General features: G+C 36.6%; 22 protein-coding genes. All 22 read left to right on the forward strand.

Translation table 11 applies throughout. From position 1 onward, the window contains the following. Window positions 1-243: 243 nt before the first annotated feature. Window positions 244-1,671, forward strand: coding sequence for a hypothetical protein (locus A3850_RS13550; RefSeq protein WP_157501152.1), 1,428 nt, complete (start codon window positions 244-246; stop codon window positions 1,669-1,671). Between the two features lie 696 nt (window positions 1,672-2,367). After that, complete coding sequence (locus A3850_RS13555; protein WP_157501155.1) at window positions 2,368-3,030, forward strand: hypothetical protein; 663 nt, start codon at window positions 2,368-2,370, stop codon at window positions 3,028-3,030. 285 nt (window positions 3,031-3,315) lie between these two features. Further along, complete coding sequence (locus A3850_RS13560; protein WP_157501158.1) at window positions 3,316-4,383, forward strand: hypothetical protein; 1,068 nt, start codon at window positions 3,316-3,318, stop codon at window positions 4,381-4,383. 583 nt (window positions 4,384-4,966) lie between these two features. Further along, complete coding sequence (locus tag A3850_RS13565; protein WP_068217422.1) at window positions 4,967-5,200, forward strand: DUF4160 domain-containing protein; 234 nt, start codon at window positions 4,967-4,969, stop codon at window positions 5,198-5,200. A gap of 5 nt (window positions 5,201-5,205) precedes the next feature. After that, window positions 5,206-5,739, forward strand: a complete 534-nt coding sequence (locus tag A3850_RS13570) for a helix-turn-helix domain-containing protein (protein WP_082921815.1) — start codon at window positions 5,206-5,208, stop codon at window positions 5,737-5,739. A gap of 363 nt (window positions 5,740-6,102) precedes the next feature. Then, a complete protein-coding gene (locus tag A3850_RS13575; RefSeq protein ID WP_157501161.1) occupies window positions 6,103-6,708 on the forward strand; it encodes a hypothetical protein in 606 nt (201 codons plus the stop codon). Between the two features lie 711 nt (window positions 6,709-7,419). After that, the gene (locus A3850_RS13580) at window positions 7,420-8,169 is read left to right on the forward strand and encodes a hypothetical protein (RefSeq protein WP_157501164.1); all 750 of its coding nucleotides are present in this window, start codon (window positions 7,420-7,422) and stop codon (window positions 8,167-8,169) included. A gap of 388 nt (window positions 8,170-8,557) precedes the next feature. Next, a complete protein-coding gene (locus A3850_RS13585; RefSeq protein WP_157501167.1) occupies window positions 8,558-9,289 on the forward strand; it encodes a hypothetical protein in 732 nt (243 codons plus the stop codon). A 44-nt stretch (window positions 9,290-9,333) separates the two neighbouring features. Beyond that, entirely contained in the window at window positions 9,334-9,579 is a 246-nt protein-coding gene (locus tag A3850_RS13590; protein ID WP_068217435.1) for a hypothetical protein, read from the forward strand. 818 nt (window positions 9,580-10,397) lie between these two features. Then, window positions 10,398-10,967 carry a hypothetical protein gene (locus A3850_RS13595; RefSeq protein ID WP_157501170.1) on the forward strand — a complete coding sequence of 190 codons (570 nt, stop codon included), beginning with the start codon at window positions 10,398-10,400 and terminating at the stop codon, window positions 10,965-10,967. A 780-nt stretch (window positions 10,968-11,747) separates the two neighbouring features. Further along, a complete protein-coding gene (locus A3850_RS13600) occupies window positions 11,748-12,230 on the forward strand; it encodes a hypothetical protein (protein ID WP_157501173.1) in 483 nt (160 codons plus the stop codon). Between the two features lie 324 nt (window positions 12,231-12,554). Then, a complete protein-coding gene (locus tag A3850_RS13605; RefSeq protein ID WP_068217444.1) occupies window positions 12,555-13,274 on the forward strand; it encodes a hypothetical protein in 720 nt (239 codons plus the stop codon). Between the two features lie 544 nt (window positions 13,275-13,818). Beyond that, window positions 13,819-15,033, forward strand: a complete 1,215-nt coding sequence (locus A3850_RS13610; RefSeq protein WP_068217447.1) for a hypothetical protein — start codon at window positions 13,819-13,821, stop codon at window positions 15,031-15,033. 349 nt (window positions 15,034-15,382) lie between these two features. Further along, window positions 15,383-16,021 (forward strand): hypothetical protein, encoded by a 639-nt coding sequence (locus A3850_RS13615; RefSeq protein WP_068217450.1) that lies wholly within the window; start codon window positions 15,383-15,385, stop codon window positions 16,019-16,021. A gap of 1,674 nt (window positions 16,022-17,695) precedes the next feature. After that, the gene (locus tag A3850_RS13625) at window positions 17,696-18,799 is read left to right on the forward strand and encodes a hypothetical protein (RefSeq protein WP_068217455.1); all 1,104 of its coding nucleotides are present in this window, start codon (window positions 17,696-17,698) and stop codon (window positions 18,797-18,799) included. Between the two features lie 483 nt (window positions 18,800-19,282). Further along, window positions 19,283-20,035: a hypothetical protein gene (locus A3850_RS13630; protein ID WP_068217458.1), complete on the forward strand. Its 753-nt coding sequence runs from the start codon at window positions 19,283-19,285 to the stop codon at window positions 20,033-20,035. A gap of 289 nt (window positions 20,036-20,324) precedes the next feature. Then, window positions 20,325-21,242, forward strand: a complete 918-nt coding sequence (locus A3850_RS13635) for a hypothetical protein (RefSeq protein WP_157501176.1) — start codon at window positions 20,325-20,327, stop codon at window positions 21,240-21,242. Between the two features lie 410 nt (window positions 21,243-21,652). Further along, window positions 21,653-22,486 (forward strand): hypothetical protein, encoded by an 834-nt coding sequence (locus A3850_RS13640; protein ID WP_068217464.1) that lies wholly within the window; start codon window positions 21,653-21,655, stop codon window positions 22,484-22,486. 529 nt (window positions 22,487-23,015) lie between these two features. Beyond that, window positions 23,016-23,642, forward strand: a complete 627-nt coding sequence (locus tag A3850_RS13645; RefSeq protein ID WP_157501179.1) for a hypothetical protein — start codon at window positions 23,016-23,018, stop codon at window positions 23,640-23,642. Window positions 23,643-23,939: 297 nt separating this feature from the next. Continuing rightward, a complete protein-coding gene (locus A3850_RS13650) occupies window positions 23,940-24,296 on the forward strand; it encodes a hypothetical protein (RefSeq protein WP_068217471.1) in 357 nt (118 codons plus the stop codon). A gap of 14 nt (window positions 24,297-24,310) precedes the next feature. Continuing rightward, a complete protein-coding gene (locus A3850_RS13655) occupies window positions 24,311-25,339 on the forward strand; it encodes a hypothetical protein (RefSeq protein WP_068217474.1) in 1,029 nt (342 codons plus the stop codon). Between the two features lie 512 nt (window positions 25,340-25,851). Beyond that, window positions 25,852-26,595 carry a hypothetical protein gene (locus A3850_RS13660; RefSeq protein WP_068217477.1) on the forward strand — a complete coding sequence of 248 codons (744 nt, stop codon included), beginning with the start codon at window positions 25,852-25,854 and terminating at the stop codon, window positions 26,593-26,595. The last annotated feature ends 156 nt before the right edge of the window (window positions 26,596-26,751 follow it).

Raw genomic sequence — 26,751 nt, forward strand, 5'->3', positions numbered from 1 at the left:
ACGCTCGGATGTCCAAAAGTCCTCCGCAAGCTCCGGAGTTTTGGCCATGCTCGCTTACCGGCCCAGTGGCCTTTTAGTTCCGATTGAGTATCTTAGTGGAATTAAGGACGCGGCCTGCGTGGGCTGCAATCGTTGGGCGAGATCGAGAAGTTGAAGTAGATTAAATTATTGAATTTGAATAGCTGCTGTTTTGTTGAAACTTTTTGATCGACTCGTTGTGTTTTGTTTGAAAATGAATTTGCAATGATCAAAGTCTATTTCGACAATAACGTGTATAGGTTGCTGGCAAAAGAAGAGAATAATTCTCTACAAAGGCTACTTAAGAATCATAAAAATACGCATTTGTTATTTCTATATTCGCAAGCCCATGTTAATGACCTCCATCAAGATAAATCAAATCGAAAATTTGATGATCTGAAATTCATGGATGAACTAGTTGATGATAATTTTCTTCTCCATGAATCTGACGATGACGCAATCGTGAATAAACTTGTGAGGCCAACTGAAGCTTACAAGTATTTTTCTCCCGACGATGATTCGATAGAATCGGTCATGGTAAATGCGTTCAACGGATTAGAAGAAGATCCTGAATTGAAAGAAATTCTGTCTCCCTGGATTTCATTATTAAAGTCGATTCCGATTGATATCGGACTAAGCGATATTACTCCAGAGCAGGACCCAGATAATATTTTAGGAAGACTCGGTTTAGATCAGAAACCAAAGTCTTTATATGATTGGATGCCACAGTTTGGGAGAATGATGGACAATCTCAAATCAGATAACTCAATTATAAAGGATGTTCGCAGACTAAGCAAGAAAATGCTACAAGTCGAAAAATTTAACGTAAATATTAATGACGTAAACTTTGATGAGAGTATTTCAGAAACTCCACTTGGAATGTCTTTTCATAAATTACTCGAAGAGACGGTAAATAATATGACTGAGCAAGAGAAGAAGAATAGCAGATACATAAAGTATACTATGGCTTTTAGCATGCTCAACTTTTTAGGTTTAGATAAGGAGAAAAACAAGAAAGTTAAATATCTCAATACACATCATGATGGGGAGCACTTCTTTTATTCGACTTTAGCTGATTGGGTCGTAAGCGATGATCGTGGATTTAGAAACAAGGCGAAGTTTCTTACTAACCTTTTTCAAATTGACTTAGAAATAATGACATTCGATCAGTTTAAGTTTAGGTTCAATCAAATGGTTATTAACAAATATCTAAATCCTCAAGTACTTATCGAAAGTATTTTTGAAGAAATAGAGAATGGAATCGTCACAAGCTCTAGGCTAGATATCAAGAAGCTACAGAGAATAACTGTTACAAAACTCAGAAGACCAATTATGCAGTTCTTTAATAGAGCTTCTCATGTCATGATGACTGACGGCTCTGGCGAAAGCTATGTAGTAATGTACAAAGATGGGCGGAAAATATACCATTATAATTGGTACAAAGATTTTCACGGTATGACCAATAGGTTGGTAGAATTATTGGGGAACGATAACTATGGAGAAGGTCTATTTGATGAGGAGGACCAGAAAACCATCGAAGATGAAAAATGGCACGGACGAGAATGGACAGTAGGAAAAACTAGGCTTATGCTTGCGAAAAATACCGACACCCATCGAATGAACTTGATATTTGGTCCGTTTCTTGAAAAATAAATTCGCAGAACTTCACAGCCATTACGGCTACTTAAAAATAAAATAATCCGCCCAACACTGCAATCCACGTCAAGCCGCTGTTACTTCGAGTCAAGCAGGGTAGAAGGGTGCAAGCCCGGCCACTAGTCCGAACACTAGGATGGCCAAAAGTCCTCCGCAAGCTCCGGAGTTTTGGCCATGCTCGCTTATCGGCCCAGTGGCCTTTTAGTTCCAGTTTAGTATCTTAGTGGAGTTAAGGACGCGGCCTGCGTGGGCTGCAATCGTTGGGCGTAAAAGAACAAATACTGTGACTTAGAATACATTCATTCATCGTGGTGTTGGGCGAGAAAGAATAAGTACTATGACTTAGAATACGTTCGTTCATGGTCGTGTTGAGTGAGAAGGATTAAATACTATGACGCTGAAGACGTTCGTTCCACATTGGTCGGGTGAAAAGGAATATATTAGTATATGTTGAATTTCCTTTGAAGTATCTTTGAATTATTTTTAAGAAATATACTCAAGAATGATGAAGTCCTTACCAGGAGTTTAGGCGGCTCTTAAAAGTTGTGCAAGATGAAAAATAGATACTTTGACAAAGTGACTATAGAAATTAATCTTAGGATGAACTTTAGGTCGGAAATTCTTAAGAGAAAACATGAATTTTACGATTGGCGTCATACAACATAAAAGTTTAAAATTAGGTAGACCCTTATTATGGCAAACTGGTATAGTTTTAAAGAATGCAAAAGATTTGGTTATCTATTGTTTATGGTTTTGATAAATATCACATCTTATAGTTGTGATGGTCATGCCAAATCTTCTAGGAACGAGCAAAACAAATTGACCGCAGACAGTGACGAGGCAGAAATTGATGAGGCAGAAATTGTTATGCATGTACTACAGTGTGCGGATTCGTTAGGTGTAAGGGAGTATTTTGAAAACTCTACTGAAGAATTTTATGGTGTTATAATTGAGTCTGCATGGGGTGATATAACTGGAACATTCTTTTTTAGGAATGGTTCGTCATATTTTGCTTTTAATAAAGATCATGCAAAAACGATCCCAAATCGACCTACCTATTTTGGAGAATTGGATGAGTATGAATGGGTAATAGTCACTGATATGATTGATGAGTACGACTTTTGGGAGGAGACAGCATATAAACTTCCTGAACCAGCCTTAGATGGTTTTTCTATGTTCGTAATTGGTAAAAATCAAAAAAGAAGCAATTCACTTAAGGCTATTTTTAGAGGAACCCCGGAATATGATAAGATAGGATCTCTTGGCAGTAATCTACGGCGCTTTGAAAAGCTTTGTTTCGAACAAGATACTCTTGGCAAAGGCTCTAGTCGACTTAAATCCTTAAAATTAAGATGAATAATTCGCCCAACACTGCAATCCACGTCAAGCCGCTGTTACTTCGAGTCAAAGGCTCTATTACTTCCAAAGTCCGGCCACTGGTCCGAACACTCGGATGGCCAAAAGTCCTCCGCAGGCTCCGGAGTTTTGGCCATGCTCGCTTTTCGGCCCAGTGGCCTTTTAGTTCCGATTGAGTATCTTAGTGGAGTCAAGGACGCGGCCTGCGTGGGCTGCAATCGTTGGGCGAAATGACTTTGCACAATAATGGACTAAGTCAATGATTAGCTAATGAAACTATGCGAAATGAAATATCTACTAGTAATAATACTTCTCATATTTGCACCCTTTAAACTATTTTCTAAATCACTTGAATTTTCTTTAGATAGTGTAGTCCTCAAAACTGAAAATTTATATTACGTATTCCCTATTATAATCTCCAGTGACAAGAACGTAGAGAATAGAATGAATAATATTCTTCAATTATCTGAATTATATCACTCATATATACCAGGGAATAAGAACATCTTTGACGAAATTATTGGAATTGATGGAGGATTATATGGTCAAGTAAAAGACTATGAATTTGAACTGGTAACAAGCAACTCCAAAATCGTATCGATTAAACTTGATGTCACTAAGTGCGGTATGACATGTAATTATTCTACTAGGTACTACACGTTTGATTCCAAAATTGGTCGAAGATTATTGCTCGATGATTTGCTTAATAAAGATGAGAAAGAATTGGTAATACCTATAATAGACGATTATGTGAGTCATGAGTTGGATAATTGGTATTGTTCTCTTGCATCCACTGATTTAAAGTACGAGAATTATGATCTCGATCTTATTGAACGTATCAGAAATGCAATACAATCAATGGAGAATTGGTCAAATTTCTACTTCGATAGTGATTTTTTATATGTAGACGCGATAAGTCTACTAAGTAAACATGATCGCTTTATGGGTATCCCAACTCTTTACAAAATTCCTATAGATGAATTTGAATGTCTCCTTGAAGAAAATTCTTTTTTAATTGATAATAATCCGGTCACTCATATTCAAACTGTCAATGAATATTGGCCCCGGATCTATGAGGGTGAAATCGATGACAGATACCCAATTAAGTTGATATTGGGTAGGTCATACGGTGAAAATTTTTATATGGCATATAGCTATGATCGATATGGTAAAGGATTGCTATTTAAGGGGAAGATTGATTCGACTGAAACGATAATCTTACATCAGGAATTTATTGATTCTACTCAAGCCGAAGTTGTTAACTTAAGAATTATAAACAATAGGATAGAAGGTGTCTGGAAAGACTGTAATGACTGCACATCGAAAAATATATCCGGAACTGAATATTATTGATCGAATGTAAGTGATGAGGGTAATCGAAGTGTTTAAATAGAGATTTCTTTGAAGAAGAAAATTTGAACGCTCAACATTACATGATTGTAATAGCTATAATAAAGAGAATTCGCCCAACACTGCAATCCACGTCAAGCCGCTGTTACTTCGAGTCGATTATAGTATCACGTCCAAAACCCGGCCACTGGTCCGAACACTCGGATGGCCAAAATTCCTCCGCAGGCTCCGGAGTTTTGGCCATGCTCGCTTATCGGCCCAGCGGCCTTTTAGTTCCGATTGACTATCTTAGTGAAGTCAAGGACGCGGCCTGCGTGGGCTGCAATCGTTGGGCGCAAAAGAAAAATTCTATGACTTAGAATACGGTCATTTATTGTCGTGTTGAGCGAAATCGAATAAATCTATCAAGATGGACCGGTACTTTAGGCATTGTAGGCGTGAGTCATTAGTAGGCTGTCCAAAGAACTTTTAAGCCAAGATGAGGAATACCCTCAGGGCTCAGGTTTCAACAGCAGGGCAGGGTGTTGGACATAAAAGTTGCTTATTAAGGCAACTAAGGCTATCTTTGAAGAGTTAAATACCTCCAATGCCAACTGTTCATACTATAGGGTCGATCAAAATCAAGCTCTATTACAAAGATCACTTACCGCCTCACTTTCATGCTCAATATAATGAGTTTGAAATCTTGATTGAAATTCGATCTTTAGAAAAGTATGCTGGTGATTTACCAAAGAAGCAACTAAAAGCGGTTTTGGAATGGGCAGCTGAAAATCAAGAAGAGTTGATGGAAAGATGGGATGAATATTTCAATGAAAATTAACTAAAATGAAAGGACTAAGAAGTATACCAAGAGTTTTGAAGATTAACTCAGTGAAAGGGCGCTCTATCTCATTATTATTCAATAATGGGCAGAGCAAAATAATCGATATAGCACAACTGTTAACTGACGGCAAGCCAGTGGGAAAAGAAAGCTTGGTGGATAAGATACTGAATGACGATGTAGTATTTTCTTCAGTAGCTATTATAGATAATACAATTGGATGGCCCGGTGTAGGTAAGTATGTAAAAGATTTTAGTGGTGAGTCGAAGTTTCACCCTTATGATATTGATCCACTACTCCTTTACAATGCTGGTAATCTGGATGAAAATCAAAATCTCAATTTAGGCAGTAAAATCAAGACAATCAGGAAAAGGATTGGATTGACTCAAGAAGAATTAGCAAAAAGGGTCGGAACCACCAAAAACTATATCTCTAAATTGGAAAATAACAAATCAGATATTGAGCTATTGACTTTAAAAAAGATTGTTGAAGCAGGATTAAATGGAAAACTTCACCTAAGTATTGAAATTCCAAATTAGCATGTTGAAAAAGGCTTAGAGACTTTGAGTCGATTTGGGTGATCCAATTACTATAATCCGCCCAACACTGCAATCCACGTCAAGCCGCTGTTACTTCGAGTCGATTGCAGCATTACTTCCAAAGCTCGGCCACTGGTCCGAACACTCGGATGGCCAAAAGTCCTCCGCAAGCTCCGGAGTTTTGGCCATGCTCGCTTATCGGCCCAGTGGCCTTTTAGTTCCGGTTTAGTATCTCAGTGGAGTTAAGGACGCGGCCTGCGTGGGCTGCAATCGTTGGGCGAAATCGAATAAAACTTAGGCATAAGTAAGGTTTTGGAAGCGTATTCTGTTCGAAACGTTATCATAGAGAATAAAATTTAAGCGATGGCTAGACGTACTGTATTTCTAAGTTCAACAAATGGGATGGCATTGCCAGAACTTATTAGTAATGACTTCACAGATTTCAAAGATTGGATAATAGAAATACGAGAACTTGAAGAAAGAAATGACGCATTTGTAAGCAATGGTACTTACCAACTAATGCTTCAAAGTGATTTACACTTCTCAATTGACGGCATCATTTCACAGGAGATTTATGATGAAGTTGTTTATAATTATATCACTGGATATTGCGATTATGGCCCAGGTAAAGGAAACCTTGCACTAATAGGTCCTATGTTAAAAGCAGCTAAGTTTGATACATTAATTAAAGAGGCTCGTGCGTTGAAATTTGATACGCTTACTACTCTTATAACTTTAATCGAAGAGGGTAGGTCATACTTAACCGGACGGCCATTTTCGCGTTCTTCATTCATAGAGAGCGCAATCGGGTTCTGGTATCCTTCAGAGCAATTAATTCTGAAACTCCAATTAGAAAATTCAATGTCTAAGTTGAGTACTAAAAGTCAAGAATTGGCAACAGAGCTAATCGCAATGATAATTGAGGAAACCCACGCATCTGAAATCATTATTGATTATGAGTTAATATAATTTGGTAACCGCGCGAAGTTCATTGAATTTACTATACTTGAAAGAGTTCAAATAGTGGTAATTGAATTCGGTAATAGTCTCCATATCATTGTTTGAGATGGAGGGATTTAAAGGTATAATATTGTTTCGTTCAAATGCAAAGTGTCAAGGAAAACTAGATCAATAAAATATTATCCGCCCAACACTGCAATCCACGTCAAGCCGCTGTCACTTCGAGTCGATTGCTCTATTACGTCCCAAGCCCGGCCACTGGTCCGCACACTCGGATGGCCAAAAGTCCTCCGCAAGCTTCGGAGTTTTGGCCATGCTCGTTTATCGGCCCAGTGGCCTTTCAGTTCCGGTTGAGTATCTTGGTGGAGTCAAGGACGCGGCCTGCGTGGGCTGCAATCGTTGGGCGAGAAAGAATAAATACTATGACTTAGAATACGGTCGTTCATCGTCGTGTTGGGCAAGAAAGAATAATACTATGACTTAGAATACGTTCGTTCATCGTCACGTTGGGCGAAAAAGGATTAAAACGTAGCACCTGATGATGTATGTATATCCATAATGAGTAAAGGAAATTTAACCGATAGCTAAAATTAATCTAGGTAATGTATGTTGACTTATTGGTTAATTGAACAGTATCAAATTATAAATTGAATCGATAACCACCAATCTTTCACAAAGCTGCATCTACAAGATACTATGGTGAAAATACTAGGAACGTTAATGGTCATCTTATTTAGCTTGCAAGTGTACTGCACGCCTCAAACTGGAGATATGATAATAGTTAATTCAGATACAATTTACTTACATTCACAGTTGCCTATAGGTCCGATACAGGATGTTCTACATAATGAAATATCATACTATGAGAAGAACTGGTCTACTGGATGTTACAGAGGTTATTATAGTGTGTGGCAGCTTAAAAATGACTCTCTCTTCTTCAATAGTATTGTTTCGTGCAATTTCTCAAATGAATCAAGTGCTCCTGTTAGTATCCATGCACATTGGGTCACTCAGAAAGTAATTGCGCCAATCGGTAAGAAATATAAGTATCTTCATCAGGGGTGGGGTTGGTTATACGAAGCCGAAAGACTGTTCACATTTAAGAATGGCATACTAAGGCATCAGAAATACTTAGATAATTCGAAGTATCATTTGGCAAAGATTTATGAAGAGCCAGAGGTTTATAATAAGTTCGTTTTAGATAATTTCGAATTAAATAAAATCAATACTACTGAGTTCAACGGAAAAAACGGCTTTACAGTGCTTGAGGTGACTATTGACGAAAGTGGATTCGTAAAAAGCTCAGAATGTAGCCGACCTGGAATGCCATCTGTATGTACAGAAGCCAAAAGAATATTTCAAAAGATTGATAGACTTAGTGTTTACTATGAGAATGGGAAAGTTTTATTCGGAAAATATGCCTTCCCTTTCAATTATTTCATAATAAGAAGATGGAAGGGAAAGGAATGAATACTAACTCGCCCAACACTGCAATCCACGTCAAGCCGCTGTCACTTCGAGTCGATTGTAGTATTACGTCCAAAGCCCGGCCACTAGCCCGCACACTCGGATGTCCAAAAGTCCTCCGCAAGCTCCGGAGTTTTGGCCATGCTCGCTTACCGGCCCAGTGGCCTTTTAGTTCCGATTGAGTATCTTAGTGGAGTCAAGGACGCGGCCTGCGTGGGCTGCAATCGTTGGGCATAAAAGAATAAATATAATGACTTAGAATACGTTCGTTCATCGTCCTGTTATACGCGAAAACAAGCTTGTTATTTCAATCAAAAAATCTAGTCCTTGAAATGAACAAATTTGAACAAAAGAATAAAAATTGTTATGTAATTCTATCCAATTTTGAAAAATGCGCAGTAACCTGAAAGAATCAATCAAAACACTTTATCGTGTCTTTTCGAAATATCCTGCTAATTCTAATATGAAAGGTAGCAGTAACTACGGTGATTCAGTCTTAGAATGGAATGCTGCTCTATTTCAGAAACCTTTGACTGAGTTGAATGATGGCGATCTTTCTTTGTTTACAGGAAAGGTACTTTCAACTTGGGGAAGTATCACTGATCTAAAGCATTTTATTCCAAGAATTTTAGAGTTGACCGCAGAGTATAGAACTCCTTATGAGATTTGGATTCTGTATGATAGACTTGAGATGGGAAAATGGACGGAATGGCCAGCTGATGAATTTAGAGCCATAAGTAATTTTAATAAATGCTTGGTATATGAAATCTTAACAGATGGCAGTGAAATAGCTGAAGAAAACTTCATGGACTATTTTACTACACTTATATATTACTCAAATGATGTAGAGAAATTGATTGAAGTGGTCGATAATATAAGTTGTAAATATAAGTACAAGCATCTATCTAATTTCATTTGTAATCAGAGTAAATTAATTTTTGAAAATAACATAATCGAAGGCTTTTATCAGTTTGGTAAAAATGTGACTAAAGTGAAGAATTGGTTGAGTAGCAAGAAATTTATTAATGAATTTACTAATGGCTATTTTGAGCATGAGAATGAAGCATTCTCAGAAAAAGTGAGTTGGGCAGAGATGATTTTATCACAATATAAAAAGTATTGACTTTAGTTTATCACGTGATATTATTTATTTAAAGTACGAGATATATGAGGAAAAAGAAGAACGCAAAAATAATTAGAAAAGGTGCTGAAGAAATTTATGCTAAAGAAGTTGGAGAATTTCAATTTATAGCAGGTTTTACTTCTGGAGGATATCCATACGGGATAATGATTCAGGATGATCAAAAAGATGAAAATGAATTGATGAATAATAATTCGGATGAGCATCGCAAAAAAGATGATAATCAAACTAAGATCGATTCAGAGAAAAAAGATCAAGACCTACCGTTTTAGAATGACTGAGTTTGCTGGATCTTTTCAGTTCACCAGTTGCGCCCAACTCAACAGCCATCATAGCTCCATATCGAATAGAATTACTCGCCCAACACTGCAATCCACGTCAAGCCGCTGTCACTTCGAGTCAAGCAGGGTAGAAGGGTGCAAGCCCGGCCACTGGGCCGAACACTCGGATGGCCAAAAGCCCTCCGCAAGCTCCGGAGTTTTGGCCATGCTCGCTTATCGGCCCAGTGGCCTTTTAGTTCCGATTGAGTATCTTAGTGGAGTCAAGGGCGCGACCTGCGTGGGCTGCAATCGTTGGGCGTAAAAGAATAAATACAATGACTTAGAATACGTTCGTTCATGGTCGTGTTGGGCGTGAAAGTATAAATACTATGATTTAGAATACTTTCGTTCATCTCTGTATAAGGCTAGAACGAAGCATTAACAACGATGGCTTGAAAAGTCTAAAATATTTTGATTCATCGATTATAAAATTGTGCGGATTCCTTTGGTCGTAGAAAATTGTATTGACATCAAAACTTTAAGACATGTCAAAATTATGATTAAAGAGTAATCTTTTGGTTCAGAAAATGATATCCAGTATGCATAGTTGCTTAATAAGATTCTACGTAATTTTTTTGATAATAATTGGATGCTGTTATAATTTGAAATGTTGTAGTTGTCTACAACCTACAGTTAACCTTCCACTACCAAGTAAATTACTTGATGTTATTGTCCCGCCTCAAATTTCGCAAAGCAGGGAAACACAAGAGTTAATTGTTTTCCATGGTACTTTGGTTGACTATTACATTTTAGATGATAGTAAAGTGATATTGAAGTATTCTATCAACCATGTATATACTGATACGGCGATAAAATCAATAGAGGTTGTAACAAATATTGGAACTGATGCTTGTGGTTACTTTGATGAAATTGGAGGGGAATCAATCATAACAGCTATGCTGCAAGGTGACAGATACTATACCGCCCGTGAAGATTGCGCTAGGAATATTTCAAGAAGAGCTAACCCAACGATTTTCAAGTATTGGCTAACACTACTCAATACCTTGACTATGGGCAAAGATGGAGATTATCATTTTAGACAAAATAAATCAACGCACGATGAAATAAGAAAAGACCTAAAGCCTAACTTACCTGGCATATTATTTTCAATCAAAAATGGAAAGCTGAATGGAGGATTCCAAGTTTACAGTCTAAAAGGCGATTTGCTAGTTAAGGGGAGATATCGGAATGGAGAGAAACATGGAAGATGGTCTTATTTTGAAGCTGGGCTAACCTGGGATTTATCGTATTGGTATTCAACTCTCACAAAGATTAAGTACAAAGGTGGACAGCTAATGAAATCAACGACAGATATGGAATATACTCCATTTCAAATGTAAACATTCGTCCAACTTGATAGCCATCAAAGCCAACACAGTTCCATAACGAATAGAATTATTCGCCCAACACTGCAATCCACGTCAAGCCGCTGTTACTTCGAATCAAGTAGGGTAGAAGGGTTGATGCCCGGCCACTGGCCCGAACACTCGGATGTCCAAAATTCCTCCGCAGGCTCCGGAGTTTTGGCCATGCTCGCTTACCGGCCCAGTGGCCTTTTAGTTCCGATTGATTATTTTAGTGGAGTCAAGGACGCGGCCTGCGTGGCTGCAATCGTTGGGCGTAATCGAATAAATACTATGACTTAGAATACGTTCGTTCACCGTTGTGTTGGTCGTAAAAAACAATTAAGAAAATGATCTATCATGTTTATAATAAGGAAATATCTCAAATTAATTTATGGAAAATTGATTTCGAAACTTACAGAATAATAAACTATGATAATTTTACAGACTTAATGGTCGGGTCAGATTACACTATAATTCACGAAAAATTACTACCTGCCTTTGATGCATTACTATCGGATGAGCTTACGGTAAGTCCGATTAAAATTATTAGAGTATCTACTAATTAATCATGGGGAGACTTTTACAAATTGGAAATTAAGCAACACATAAATCCCGATAACATTAAAATGGCAAATACGCATGAATGTGATGTATGGCAGTACAGACATCATCTTTTTGTTTCAACTCAATTAAAAGAAAAATTGGAATTTGTGTCACTAAAGTCCTTACTTTTTTCCGAAGAATTCAGCCATTTTGGTGCCTAATACTTCTGATATGAAAAAATTATTAAATGTTACGCTAATTTTGCTTATTACTTGCATCGTAATAAGCTGTTCATGGATGAATAGGATATTAGTGGTTAATTCTACTTCATCTCCAATGTTAGTTGAGTTTAGAATTGATGATAATGTGGAGAATCAAATATTTAGTAATGATGACAATACTTGGATTGTCTATAAATGTGGCATCGGAAAATATAGGCCAAGTGTAGATTATGACAGCGAGCTATATTTGACAACATCAACTACTATGGATGGAGTCATTTCTGGTGTCGTTCAACCGAATACTGCTCTTTTGCTTGGAACCATTTCCGGAGGCGAGTCAATTTTTGATAATTCCCTATCAAACGAGTTCAACATAAATTACTTTAAAATTTCAAGTAGACAGGATTCAATTGTTTTGTTCAATGAGTTTGTTCGGAAATCATTTGCGAAGTTCAAATTTGAATATAGGCTTGAAATATCGGATGAAAATTAATAGTCCTATATATTAATATAATCCGCCCAACACTGCAATCCACGTCAAGCCGCTGTCACTTCGAGTCGAAGGCCTTATTACGTTCAAAGCCCGGCCACTGGTCCGAATACTCGGATGTCCAAAAGTCCTCCGCAAGCTCCGGAGTTTTGGACATGCTCGCTTATCGGTCCAGTGGCCTTTCAGTTCCAATTGATTATCTTAGTGGAGTCAAGGACGCAGCCTGCGTGGGCTGCAATCGTTGGGCGAAATCGAATTAAATTTTGACCTAGATGACGTTGGAGAACTTTAATGTTAGCTGTCAATTAGTAGAGGAATATAGAGAAAGTGAATATTAAGAAACAAATAGAATATGCTATTCAGAAGGATATTGAAGAATTTTGGGAATGGGCTCAAAAATTCTATTCCCGAGAACAAATAGTTCATGGGAACGCTGACAGTCCGTCTTTTCCAAATTGGAATCGAGTAGAACACAATCTTGAAAAAGCATTCAATCAATTAGAGTTCGAAACCTTGGAAGAAAAACATTTAGACAATATAATTTTCCTCATTGCTCAACAGTGGGATATTGGAATAATTCTAAATTGGTTTAATAAAGGAAATGAAGAAGTTAGTCAAATTGGAATGACTCAAAAACAATTACAAATACTTAGTAACAGGGGTTTGAAATTAAAACTTCCAGATGCTAAATCGCAGTTTGCAGCTTCATTGTATAAAATCGATAACAAGAGTGTCGCTATTGAATTACTGTTAAAGTATTATAACGATGAAGATGAATACGTGAGAAGATGTTCTCTGAGATCATTACACAAATTAGCTTATAATGAAATTAATCCACTACTACTAAAAACATGGAAGGAAAATAGTGAACACGGAAGAATGATGTGTTTGCAAATATGGAGTGAGATAAATGAAGATTACTTCAATAAATATAGTAGAGTTGCACAGAAAGACAAAAGAGAATATTTAAGTAAATATGCGCAACGATTAGTAAAAGAAAAGAGCACCATGGCTCGAAACGACAAACGAATATCAAAATTGGGTTGAGTAAATGACAACGGTTAAAGCACTAAGTAATTATTCGTGTAACATGATGATTCAATCTACTTAAATCGGATGATAGAATGGTTTTTTATGATCCAGAATCGAGAGATTGCACAGGAATTCTATTTTCAATATAGGGATTAATTGAAGTCAAAATTAAAGAAAATATTATTACTCGCCCAACACTGCAATCCACGTCAAGCCGCTGCCACTTCGAATCGATGTCTCTATTACGTCCAGAGTCCGGCCACTGGTCCGAACACTCGGATGTCCAAAAGTCCTCCGCAGGCTCCGGAGTTTTGGCCATGCTCGCTTATCGGCCCAGTGGCCTTTTAGTTCCGATTGAGTATCTTAGTGGAGTTAAGGACGCGGCCTGCGTGGGCTGCAATCGTTGGGCGTAAAAGAATAAATACAATGACTTAGAATACGTTCGATCATCGTCACGTTGGGTGAGAAAGAACAAATACTTTGACTTAGAATACGTTCGTTCATCGTTGTGTTGGGCTAAAAAGAATAGTAAAATCTATAGCTCACTTCTGAATTTAGTATGGCAAAAGTAATTATCCAAATAGCAGTACTTCTAATCCTTATCACTTCATGGAGTTGCGAGAGAAAATTAGACCTAAACGGCCATTACCATGTTGAGAAGCTATTAACTCAAAGTGATTTAGATGTACAACATATTGAGATAGTCAATGATTCGGTAGTCTATTTATATTACTTAAACGAAAGGGTAGGTCAAGGGAAATTATCTCTAAAAGATAGTATAATTTATCTACCAAGTGGCCATGGTATCCGTAAATACGGGATAGAGAATTTTACAACTTTAGAGCTTTCTTTCGAGGATTCAATAGCCTATACGCTTCAGCGAGTAAATAATAGTATCAAGCATCAGAAAATTGATTATTACAATAGCACTGGTTTAGATATCAACTTGCCTTATTGTAGTTATATAGAATCTGATTACCCCGCGAAACAATTATGGTTGCCAACCTACATTGGTCCAGTTACAAATGTTGGTGATACTCAGATAAAATATTCGCACGGTTATAGGGCGAAATCATTAAGTAATATGCATGAAATATGGCTAAAGGTAGCTCAACATAGAGTAAAGCTTCCGGAAAGGCTAAGAGACAGCGTTGCGGTCATATTACACGTTGATGAATCAATTTCTGCTTCTTTAGTTGATAGTGTTGTAAAGCAATATGTTAAACAAGACATTGGAAACTTTTATATGACTTGTCAGGATGAAAATGCAATTGATACATTCAAAACTATCTTGATTAAACATTTTGTCAATGTTGATGAGATTTTGCAACAAGAAATCGAAAGAGCACGAAAAACAGAAAGCCGTAGACAGTTTTATCAAGAAGAATTTATAGATAGACTTGGTTCAGTAACGTTCGGCCATTTATCTCTTTCGGATAACCTTAATTCAGAATTTAGCAAATTCGAACTTCAATTTTACAGCGAATTAGTTAATACTGATATATACGAGTATGAAGTGACTAACTTTCTTATCAAACTTTATAAATACCATTTAGAAAGAGCCCATCAAGGCTACGCTATAAACGGAAACCACGAAAAGTTTTCGAAAAGTTTGATAAATAGATACTTAGCCATGTACGATTTAGAAAAAAAGGAATTTATTTCGTCAGGCATTGTTGAGTACCTTATTAATAACAAATTAGTCACGAATTACGATAGGGCAGAGTATGCTGATCTTGAAGAGACAAAGAGATCGATTATCTTAAGAAGATAACATCCGCCCAACACTGCAATCCACGTCAAGCCGCTATCACTTCGGGTCGACGGCTCTATTACGTCCTAAGACCGGCCACTGGTCCGTTCACTCGGATGTCCAAAAGTCCTCCGCAAGCTCCGGAGTTTTGGCCATGCTCGCTTATCGGCCCAGTGGCCTTTCAGTTTCGGTTTAGTATCTTAGTGGAGTCAAGGACGCGGCCTGCGTGGGCTGCAATCGTTGGGCGAAACGGAATAATGATGAGCATTCGAAGTCGGTTGCCGAACTAAGTGCTTGAATAAACAAAATACTTTAAGTATCGGCTAATTTCTGCGGCACCAATATTTCGTTTCAAAATTAGAATGAATATATGAGACAAACAATACAACTTATTTATTTAGTCATACTCGTTGTGATTTCTATGAATCTGAATGGTCAATCATCTGAAATAGTTACGCTGGATGAAAAGAATTCCTATCAATATAAAAGCTATTATAAAGATGGGAGCTTGAAATCAGTTATAGACTTTTATGCCAAAAAACCATATTCGTCAGTCGAAACATTTGAGGTCAAATTAGAAGCATATAAAATAAAACATCATGGAGAAAGTAAAGAGTTTTATGAGAATGGGCAACTAAAAGAAATCGTGGTTTATGAGAGAGGAAAAGTAGTCCAATTTATGAAACAATATTTTGAAGATGGGGAGGAACTTTCGGTACATACAGAGTCATTGCCTGAATTTCAATTTATTATTGAGAAGCAAAACGTTTGGCTGAACAATAAAATTAAAGAGACTGAGGAAAAATATAAGATTGATCTTGAAGGGCAGGGTGTGATACTACTTGAAATCAGTAAAGACGGCACAATCAAGACAGTAAAAGCCAAGACAGCCATCGAAAGTCACAAGAAATATCTCATTGAGATTGGCGAGCAAATTAAGGTTACAAAACCGGCTATGAAGAATGGAGAACCGATCGGGACAAGATTTGCTTTTCGTATAGCAATGTAGAGGTGTTGAATACACCATATGTGCAAAGGTGTCACCTTGGTAGATGCTAATATGATTTGCCTAACAGGACAGCGGTTACGCCTCGTTAACAAATAAAAGTACTCGCCCAACACTGCAATCCACGTCAAGCCGCTGTCACTTCGAGTCCAGCAGGGTAGGAGGGTTGATGCCCGGCCACTGGTCCGCACGCTCGGATGGCCAAAAGTCCTCCGCAAGCTCCGGAGTTTTGGCCATGCTCGCTTACCGGCCCAGTGGCCTTTAAGTTCCGATTGACTATCTTAGTGGAGTTAAGGACGCGGCCTGCGTGGGCTGCAATCGTTGGGCGAGAAAGAATAAATATTATGCCGTAGATGATACTCGAAGAGGCTGGTGTTGGGTACAAAAAGAAGACTAAATGACGATGAATTTGGAGTCATCCAACGATACTGTTGAGTTGCAGTCTGGTATGGTAACTATATGGATCTTAGGCGGATACGGAGTGAAGTTGAATAACTTTGAGGTCCATTTCATAAACATGAGAACCAGACAGGTTGCAGTAGCTACTGTAGCGTTGTTTAAAATTCAATGGGTTAAGAATGGAAGGAAGGCGAAGCGCATGCTGAAAGCTAAAATACAAGAAGGCGGTATGCATCAGATTCAGCTTCATAATATTGCTAGCGTCGAAGTCCGTAGATCAAATCTCTTCTTTACCTCACTTTTTCAGAAGCCGCTCCGGCAAGATCAAATTGGACTTGTAATTGAATAATGAGTACAAGGCTGCCTACGCCATCTTACTAATCATGGTAAGGCACAAAGCCTAAGGTTGAACGAAGAAAAAGTACTTTAAATACGGAGACCTTTAACATAATAGTAAATTTCACATTATTTTAAATTGTGGACTGGAATAAGAATACCCTGCACTTTCAGAACAGCGACTTGAGAGGAACAATACTCTTAGTTCGAGAAGCTGGAAGAAGAACACCTATCTCGACCGGATACGCATCGCATTGTCAAATTGATTGTTCAAAGATGCAATACTCGTACGTAATCTATTTGATCGACCGGGATGAGTTACGCCCTGGAGAATCTTGTTCAGCTCTGCTTAAGTTCAAATTTGGCTCAATCAGCGAGTTGGGGTTAAATGTGTCCGTGAAATCCAAGTTGCAATTGAATGAAGGTAAAAGAAATATAGGCATGATGGATAGTCTAATACTCTGCATAGAATAACCTAGGGCAATCAATATTATAATCACCCCATACTATGCAAAATCGCTAAAGTAAATAAATCAAACTTGCTAGTTGCATCATCTTGAAAATGATAATATTACTCGCCCAACATCGCAGCCACGCCAAGCCGCTACCACTTCGAATCAATTAGGGTAGGGGGTGGATGCCCGGCCACTGGTCCGAACACTCGGATGTCCAAAAGTCCTCCGCAAGCTCCGGAGTTTTGGCCATGCTCGTTTATCGGCCCAGCGGCCTTTTAGTTCCGGTTTAGTACCTTAGTGGAGTCAAGGACGCGGCCTGCGTGGGCTGCAATCGTTGGGCGAGAAAGAACAAAAACTATGACTTAGAATACGTTCGATTATCGTCGTGTTGGGCTCAAAAGGAATAATAATTATCAGTAGACATTTTTCATTCGTCTTCGCGACTTACGAATAGATTCTTTACAATCAAGTAAACCTTACAACAGAAATGGATATTTCAAAAACTATGCCAGTCAACTTTTCTGATCTATTAAATAAGATTAAAGATTATTTAAGTAGCATTGCCTATTACGACTTGTTTATATCAGGTCAATTTGATGTTTTGCAGTCAACAATGATTAGCTATTTGCAGGGTATAGATCTCGAAGTGTTCAAGCTGCAATTACGAAATGAAATATTAAATGTTTTGCATGAGAATCAATTCGAATGTAATATATCAGTTTTGAGTTCGAAGCTTAATAGATCTTTTTTAGAGTATGAAGATACTGATGAGTATATTGATATTCTGCAAGAGCTATCTCAACTTTTTTTTAAATATAAATACAAAGTCACAACTCCTCCTAAAGAAATAGGGCATCACTACGTCGTGGCAATCAAACCTACTATCTCAAATCATCTAGAGTTCTTATCCCTGCTGAGATATAATTGTGGTGGTAAGGAGATTCGAATCAATATTCGTCAAAATCTACTAAACTATCTTAATCATCCTCTGAAATATTTAGATGGAGATTTCTACGATTTCATGCCTTCTGGAAATACAAGTTTTTATGAACATAATTATTTTGGTAGGAAAGTAAAAAGTTTAGAGTCTAAAGATTTAGCAACTTTACTAGCACTTAAAATGGCTCTCATGAGTAGCGTAGATCTTACTACATCGTATGGAAAGTTGTTTATGCAGATGCAAGGTGGAGTTTGCGCAACGGTGGAGGTTGGGAAACTTGGAGATGATACTTTAAATTCTAAAGAAAGAAAGAGCCAACTGTATAAAATCAAGAGAGAGCATAATGCACAGAAAAAATATGGAGATCCTTATGATTTCTATTCTAGAGGAATAAAATTATACAAACAGGTTGGATATGCAAGTACATCTTTAATCGTTGATGTTCCTTACGGTTTCTATTTGTTAGCTGATGAATACGTATATGAAATTAGGTTCAATGCAGATCCTTTACTAATGAATATGAATCTACCTTGTCTTCTTTCTAGTTCGAACTTAAGTTCAGCCAAGGTCGATGATCATGACGAGTTGCGTCAGCAAAATATAGACGAGGATGAAGATGAGCATCACGTTAAACTACATGGTAAAATTTGATACTTATTTAATTGGTAAATACTAGTATGGTCAGCAGTATTAAATTATTCACCCAAATCCACGGCCATCACGGCTTCTTAAAGAGTGAAATCATCCGCCCAACACTGCAATCCACGTCAAGCCGCTGTGACTTCGAGTCGATGGCTTTATTACGTCCAAAGCCCGGCCACTGGTCCGAACACTCGGATGTCCAAAAGTCCTCCGCAAGCTCCGGAGTTTTGGCCATGCTCGCTTATCGGCCCAGTGGCCTTTTAGTTCCGATTAGGTATCTTAGTGGAGTTAAGGACGCGGCCTGCGTGGGCTGCAATCGTTGGGCGTGAAAGAATAAAACTATGACTTAGAATACGATCGTTCATCGTCGTGTTAGCCGTAAAAGGAATAATAGTTAGCAAAATAATACTTTCTTTGATCTTCGTGTTATGAAGAGTGAAATGCAAATTTTGAACACTTACGAATCGGCGTAGAGCTACTAATTTAATTGTTTTGAGAAGTTTGGACATTACAGATAAAAATGGTAAGGATTATAAGCTACCTCGTAATCATTTAGGCTACGATGAAGTACAAGTATTTGAAAGAAAATACTACGATGGAAAAATGATAATCTATGAATGCTCCAAGGATGTTGATATTCCTTTGGTGGAGGTTCATGTGGATAAAAAAACGTTACAAGTAATCAGCGAAACTGATAGGAAACGAAATTTAATTGGTGGTGTTTTGGATTATAATGATGAATACTACTACGTTTACAATAGAGTAATTAAAGACTACGGAGTAGAGAATGAAAATTATGCAATCTTTTCTAAACAGAATTCTGTAGCGATCAAATCTGGAGAGTTATATTTAGCTAATCGTTTGATACAAACTGATCAAGATAGAATATCTTTCATTAAGCAAAAATTGGCAGTGGTGGAATCGAGAAAAACAAATAATAAGTTCATGCATGATACTTATAAAAACTGGAGTGTAGAAAAGAAGATTGATTATTGGTATTCAACGTTCATTTTCCTAGATAAAATGCAAACCCAAGTGAATGAAGGTGTTGGAAATATTGGCTTATACAAACTTTCCAAAGAAGGGAAAGAATACCTAATTCAATTTGAAGATGATTGGGACCTATTCATAAAACTATATAGCCAAAAGTTCATAATTCCAATAAATGTAGTTCGAAAAATGTTTGAGTTGAAACGTAATAGTTTTGAATGGGAAATACTAGCAAGAGGAATCAATAATTCTTAAATCCGCCCAACACTGCAATCCACGTCAAGCCGCTGTTACTTTAAGTCAAGCTGGGTAGAAGGGTTGAAGCCCGGCCACTGTTCCGAACACTCGGATGTCCAAAAGTCCTCCGCAAGCTCCGGAGTTTTGGCCATGCTCGCTTATCGGCCCAGTGGCCTTTTAGTTCCGATTTAGTATCTTAGTGGAGTCAAGGACGCGGCCTGCGTGGGCTGCGTTCGTTGGGCGCAACATGAAGTCAAAATCCTGTAGTTTTTATTAGTGCTGTATGTACAGATTCTACCTACTTCTAGTGCTGCTATTCTCAGGCGCATGTCATCAACCAAAATCCTATAGTAGCCAAATGAATCCTAGATTTGAAGCATATGAAGCCAGACTGACCGAACTCGAAACATCTCTCGCTTCAGAGTTTGACATAGACATTCTGGAATTTGACGTAGAATGCATTTATAATATAGAAAATTTGAGTCAACTAGTAATTGATATGCTAGAATTAGGAGACTTCAAGTTCGATACAATTAAATCAGGTCATAACACGACCGAAAGATTCTACTACTATACTATCAAAATATCTGATAAACAATACGAATTCAGGACATCGTCACGTACCGATTGGGTAGACTTAGATTACATAATGCCAGTTCTTGAGAGTATAGTTGAAAATCACAAACGAACGTACATGTATGCTTTTAGTAACATTGATGGTGGCCAAATTGCACGTTTAGTTTTTTCGGAAAAAGAAAAATTGGCACTAGCGGTTGATCGAGGCTTTCCCTGTTCGTTACCTCATAGTCATTTCAAAGTGAATATAGATTGGCCACACGGTTTATATTCGGAAGTCAAGTATCACGAAATTCCTAATATGGATGAGTTGACTGACGAATTTCATAAAGAACTTAAATACATGTACAATATAGGTTTGGATGTGCCTAACCTTAATCGGGAAAGAATATTTATTGGCAGTAAGTATGAGGACGATTTAATTGAGATATTCATTGACGGAGGTTATGTTAGTTCTTCGACCAATAAAATTTCGGAAGATCATATTCAATGTTTCTGGAATGTGTCAGGAATTATATTGGCGAACACTCTGGTAAAAAATTATGGATATACTGTTAGGTTGTTAGATAAAACTACAGGAGAGTATAAGTACTTATCTAATGTTGAATATGCCAATAAAGTGCAAAAGGCAATCGGTCGAAGAAATTAAATGAATAAATATGGTTATACCTTTGATTTGAATCGTGACGACCTTTCTGAAAAAAGGCACACATGTTTAACCGTAGCTATTGTTAAGCGGCATTATATCGTGAATAGAATCCAGGTGATTTTGATACAGGCGCGCCCAACAATGCAAACCCGCCAACCGCTGCGCGGCTGCAGGGTTGCAAGCGTTGTGTGTAACATAAAAGGCACAAATCAAATCTTAGGTTTTCGATTAGTAGAGTCTCGCAATCGTAATAAGAGTAGCGACCACATAATTATTGAAGTTTTATCTAAGATGAATGGTATGGTCATCGCAATAGTTATTTGTTATCAGAACATTAATTCTTGTGTTAAAATTGACGCAGACGTCCATTCATCCAGTTTTATGCAGTTTTTTGTGCAAAAAAATATTACATGCACTTTTTCATTAAGTACGCTATTACATTAAGTCTTTTTTTTGTAGCAATTCCATTATTTAGCAACAATGCTTTAAATGTCTATAGTAAGAACGCTATTGTAGAACAGATTTCAAGTGTTTACTTGGATTCCTTACAGTACGAGTATGCTAAATTTCTTATAGTCACTGGTCAAAAGAAAATTCATATACTACAAAAAAGATATAGCAAAAATCCACAATGTTTTACTCCAGAAGGACTTGAAAAAGAGAAACAATTTATAGATCAAGTATTTAATGATATAAACACAATATCAGATTTTTTAGAATGTAATTTTTATAAAATAAACGAAACTCATATGGAGAGTTTAGTTAACTTAATTGATTTATGTGTAAAAAATGAATATGGTGATGTGATAAATATTGATAACCTACTTTACTATGATTTAGACTCTGTCATAGATGTAACGGAAGAGATAATTAAATATTTAAAAACAAAATTAGATTTTGCATCACTAGAAGAATCATATCATACCGATATAAAGGATAAATTGAAGGAATATGGCTTAAGAATTAATTTAGCTAACTTAAGTGAAAATACAAATCATAATATTATAAGTGAAGAGAACTTTAATTGGCTCTGTAAAAAACGTGTGCAAAATCTATATAATATAGATGTTGTAGTTCTTGAAGGCTTGACACAAGAAAATTTATTTCAAGTGATGAAATACAACAGTAATTACCCTAAATTTTCTGTTTTAGTTGATTTTGAAATTATAAATGAATGTATCTGCGATATAAAAAAGGCATATTTGAAAATGTTAGTTCCAATTGATAAATATATAATCAAGTAATGTTATTTTGACTTAAATAAAAGCTATTATTATACATTCAAACTTTAGATATAATTTTCAGATTTGAATATCCTATAAATAAAATGCACAGAACTTCACAGCCATTACGGCTACTTAAAAATAAAATAATCCGCCCAACACTGCAATCCACGTCAAGCCGCTGTTACTTCGAGTCAAGCAGGGTAGAAGGGTGCAAGCCCGGCCACTAGTCCGAACACTCGGATGGCCAAAAGTCCTCCGCAAGCTCCGGAGTTTTGGCCATGCTCGCTTATCGGCCCAGTGGCCTTTTAGTTCCAGTTTAGTATCTTAGTGGAGTTAAGGACGCGGCCTGCGTGGGCTGCAATCGTTGGGCGTAATCGAATAATAAGAATTAAAGGATGTGGACAAATCTCTTAGCAATCTAATAAAGATGATAAGTTTACACATGGGAAGCCAGTACTAATGAATAGGAACAATGAGCCGTCGAGTGGAGCTAAAAGTTAAATCACTTGGTATTTAGGATTGAATATAAAGAATAAGAGTAATTAGCATGAAACACAATCATACGGTACTGCATAAATGGATTGATTTTTTCTCAGTTGTTTCAGTAGTTTCAATGTTCTTATGGTACTACAAAAGTTTTGAAGGCGGAGCATTCATATATTTATTTGAATATGGACTTCTGATTTTAATTATGTTTTGTATCTACATTTCGACTTTAGTCTTTATAATCTATAGAGTGTTAAATGGCAAAGGTAAAATTATGGTTCTTAGTAAAGTTTTCCATGTTTCTTTTGCTGTTCTACTTCTTACGACGACTATTTATAACTCAGAGCTATTTAAATCAGCTGTAATAATAAAAGCTATAATGGTTGATGACTTATATTCGTACACTCTCGTATTTAGAACGGATGGTGGAGTGACTACAGAAATTAATGGTATGTTTGGTTATACTGAAACAATCAATGGAAAATACCATCTAAGTGACTCACTAATCATATTCGATATTCAACCGTATGATAAAGGATTTCTAAAAGATACCATGCTAATTGATCCGAGCTCTAATGCACTTTACATGTATAAAGACTCAAACGGACAATTTATAAAAAAGAAAGACTGGCTGTCCAATTTTGACATAATTGAAATGTCCCAGTATTATACTAACAGGCGAAATTAAAACAATTATTCGCCCAACACTGCAATCCACGTCAAGCCGCTGTCACTTCGGGTCGAAGACTTTATTACGTCCTAAGCTCGGCCACCGGTCCGCACACTCGGATGTCCAAAAGTCCTCCGCAAGCTCCGGAGTTTTGGCCATGCTCGCTTAGCGGTCCAGTGGCCTTTCAGTTCCGATGGACTATCTTAGTGGAGTTAATGACGCGGCCTGCGTGGCTGCGTTCGTTAGCTGCAAAAAAAAACCGCAGCATATAAATTCATTCAAATTTGATAGTTGTATTTGAATAACAAGATTCTTATGGCACAAATATGGAAAGAGAAATTTGATTTTAAGAATCATAAAGACTTTATGTCATCATACGAGTTAGGCGGAAGTGAAATCTGCGAGTCTAGAAAAATTTCATTTATATACTTTGTAAAAGTAGTTGGGGAAACTTTTCAGTTTGTTGACATAGATCAGGTAAAAATGATGAAAGATTATTTGTCACTTGAAATATTTCCATCAACGCGAAAATATAATAATGGATTAGAACATCATTGGCACAGCTGGCAAGAAAGATTACCCAAAGGAATTCATAAAAAAAGTAAAAAAGATCGTATAATGAAAGCTTTAAATAAACTAGAGGAATTTATTATTAGCGATGATGAACTCTAATCTAATATTTCATCATGACGAAGTATTTTAACTTTATAATATGTTCATTGTTACTTACTGGATGTATAGATCGTGCTGATAACTATATAGGAATAAATGTTATCGATTACGATAATATATCAAACAAACAAATTGTAAATAATAATAACAACTTGATTTCAATTAAGGATGATTCAATAATTTTTTCTCACTTAATTGATTATGGATGCTTTTTTATGAAAAGTCAGAATAAATTTGGACTAAAATATTTTAGTGATGAAGAAATTCAAGTAACAAATGCAACTGACACTTTTGAATTAAAAATCAATAAACTTTTTGATGAAACATTCGATATTTCGGGAGATAGTTCACTTAAATTTATTTATCATAAGATTCCTAATATAGATTACAAAAATGAATCCTTTAGCGACATCTTAAATAAAAATTACATCTTCAAAGCAAGTAGTGGAATAGAATACAAAATCACATTTTATCATTTTCAATGTTTAATACAATACAGTAAAGGCTTAGATATTTACGTGGAACTAGCTAATTATTCAATGAAAAGAATAAATGAAATATTAATTTTAGTAATCGATACGGATGATGAAGTTTTAAAATTTCAGATCGGAGATATTTTAAAAGATGGATTTAGAGCAAATCAATATTCTGAATCAAAAATTGATGAAATTGTTTTTTTAGAAATAATTTCTAGCTCTATACTCTCACAAACACCTATTTGGTATTCTAGTGATAATTTCATTAAGATCTACTCAGGTCAGTTTAATACATCTCAATCTAAATCTAAATATGGTTGGTTATTTAATAAAAATAAAATGGTGGTGTCAAATTTGTTGTTCGAAAAAGATAGGCCGTTTCATATAAATTGGTTTAACAACACAGGAATTTATAATCATAATAATCTGATTTCGTTCAATATACTTGACGGGGGTGTAATCGAAGTATTTGAAATTCACCAAGATGGAAGAGTAAATACTAATTATTCAAAGTTATTCTACTCAGATAATTACAAATTTGAGTCTGATAAAACTTATACCGATTAGCTTATCAGCATTTAGTTTGAAATATCTATTGAACCTCATTCAAACGAGCGAAATAAAAAATGCAGCTAACACAGCAGCACCGACAAGCCACGCTTAAAGATTTGATGTGCTAGGGTAGGGAACTCAGAGCGTTAAGTTTTGAATTTCTATCTTAGCTTTCTCAGGAGCGTGGCCTGCGTTGCTGCATCCGTTGGGCGTAATAGAATAATTATTATGACTTAGAATACGTTCGATCATCGTCACGTTGGGCGTAAAGGAACAAATAAAAAGGAATAGATGCTGTTCACTGATTATCGTATCCGGCGATTCAAAGTGACAATGAAAAGTTCGCAACTTACCTTGTTTCAGGTAGCGAATTTCAAATCTTGATTATGAAAAAGTATGATTATACATGTGATGGTTGCGGAAGGGAGCATGCTTATTTGACAGGTTGAATTACTCAAGGTTCACCAACCGATATTCTTCAAAATAAAGAGAATGTTATTGATAACCCCCACTCTTCAATTCACATAGTGAATAAGGAAAGAGTATATATCAATGGAATAATTCCGCTGTACACACCGGAATTAGGTGATGAATTAGAATTAGATAACTGGTGTGTTATCAGTTATGATAGTTGGAATGAGGCTATAAAAAATAAAAATTCTATTGAAGGGCGATTATTGTATAAAGATGATCTATTTCACATTAAGGCCAACACAAATTTCAAAATTGGTTATGATGAAGAAAAAGATGAATTCTTATTTTTTACTGATCAAGAATCATCTGACCTGTATAGATGGCAATCGAATGGTTTAATAACAAAAGAAATCAAAAGTCTATTTTCTTCCTTTTATCACAATCTAGAAGATGAAGATACAAGAGATCTGTACACCTACGATATTAAAGAAGCGGTAGAGTTTCTTCTAGATAATCAAGGAATTTCATACGTGCATGCCCTACTTAATGATGAGATTATATTTCAGTTGATCGACTCTTCTGGGCTAGAAAAACCTTCATCAAAGATTATTGGAATAGGAATTGATATTCCCATCGATACAACTGATACAATAACAGAATACAAGATTTTAAACTTTAGTCGATTATCAACTTTTGATGTCCATTACATTGAAGGAATCAAATTGTACCAGTATGATTATGTTGATGATATGGGAAAACTAGATAAAGATGTTCGCGACATCGTGACAGAAGTATATGGAGCTACACCAAGTGAAGTCAAGTACAGATTAAATTTCATGACGAAATTAAAATTATAAAATCCGCCCAACACTGCAATCCACGTCAAGCCGCTGTCACTTCGAGTCCAGCAGGGTAGGAGGGTTGATGCCCGGCCACTGTTCCGAACACTCGGATGGCCAAAAGTCCTCCGCAGGCTCCGGAGTTTTGGCCATGCTCGCTTATCGGCGCAGTGG

The organism is Lewinella sp. 4G2, assembly GCF_001625015.1.
Lineage (GTDB): Bacteria > Bacteroidota > Bacteroidia > Chitinophagales > Saprospiraceae > Neolewinella.

What these genes read in the sequence shown, in the direction of transcription:
- A3850_RS13550 (WP_157501152.1), top strand. Translation starts at nt 244, where the DNA reads ATGATCAAAGTCTATTTCGACAATAACGTGTATAGGTTGCTGGCAAAA.
- A3850_RS13555 (WP_157501155.1), top strand. Translation starts at nt 2,368, where the DNA reads ATGGCAAACTGGTATAGTTTTAAAGAATGCAAAAGATTTGGTTATCTA.
- A3850_RS13560 (WP_157501158.1), top strand. Translation starts at nt 3,316, where the DNA reads ATGAAATATCTACTAGTAATAATACTTCTCATATTTGCACCCTTTAAA.
- A3850_RS13565 (WP_068217422.1), top strand. Translation starts at nt 4,967, where the DNA reads ATGCCAACTGTTCATACTATAGGGTCGATCAAAATCAAGCTCTATTAC.
- A3850_RS13570 (WP_082921815.1), top strand. Translation starts at nt 5,206, where the DNA reads ATGAAAGGACTAAGAAGTATACCAAGAGTTTTGAAGATTAACTCAGTG.
- A3850_RS13575 (WP_157501161.1), top strand. Translation starts at nt 6,103, where the DNA reads ATGGCTAGACGTACTGTATTTCTAAGTTCAACAAATGGGATGGCATTG.
- A3850_RS13580 (WP_157501164.1), top strand. Translation starts at nt 7,420, where the DNA reads ATGGTCATCTTATTTAGCTTGCAAGTGTACTGCACGCCTCAAACTGGA.
- A3850_RS13585 (WP_157501167.1), top strand. Translation starts at nt 8,558, where the DNA reads ATGCGCAGTAACCTGAAAGAATCAATCAAAACACTTTATCGTGTCTTT.
- A3850_RS13590 (WP_068217435.1), top strand. Translation starts at nt 9,334, where the DNA reads ATGAGGAAAAAGAAGAACGCAAAAATAATTAGAAAAGGTGCTGAAGAA.
- A3850_RS13600 (WP_157501173.1), top strand. Translation starts at nt 11,748, where the DNA reads ATGAAAAAATTATTAAATGTTACGCTAATTTTGCTTATTACTTGCATC.
- A3850_RS13610 (WP_068217447.1), top strand. Translation starts at nt 13,819, where the DNA reads ATGGCAAAAGTAATTATCCAAATAGCAGTACTTCTAATCCTTATCACT.
- A3850_RS13615 (WP_068217450.1), top strand. Translation starts at nt 15,383, where the DNA reads ATGAGACAAACAATACAACTTATTTATTTAGTCATACTCGTTGTGATT.
- A3850_RS13625 (WP_068217455.1), top strand. Translation starts at nt 17,696, where the DNA reads ATGGATATTTCAAAAACTATGCCAGTCAACTTTTCTGATCTATTAAAT.
- A3850_RS13640 (WP_068217464.1), top strand. Translation starts at nt 21,653, where the DNA reads ATGCACTTTTTCATTAAGTACGCTATTACATTAAGTCTTTTTTTTGTA.
- A3850_RS13645 (WP_157501179.1), top strand. Translation starts at nt 23,016, where the DNA reads ATGAAACACAATCATACGGTACTGCATAAATGGATTGATTTTTTCTCA.
- A3850_RS13650 (WP_068217471.1), top strand. Translation starts at nt 23,940, where the DNA reads ATGGCACAAATATGGAAAGAGAAATTTGATTTTAAGAATCATAAAGAC.
- A3850_RS13655 (WP_068217474.1), top strand. Translation starts at nt 24,311, where the DNA reads ATGACGAAGTATTTTAACTTTATAATATGTTCATTGTTACTTACTGGA.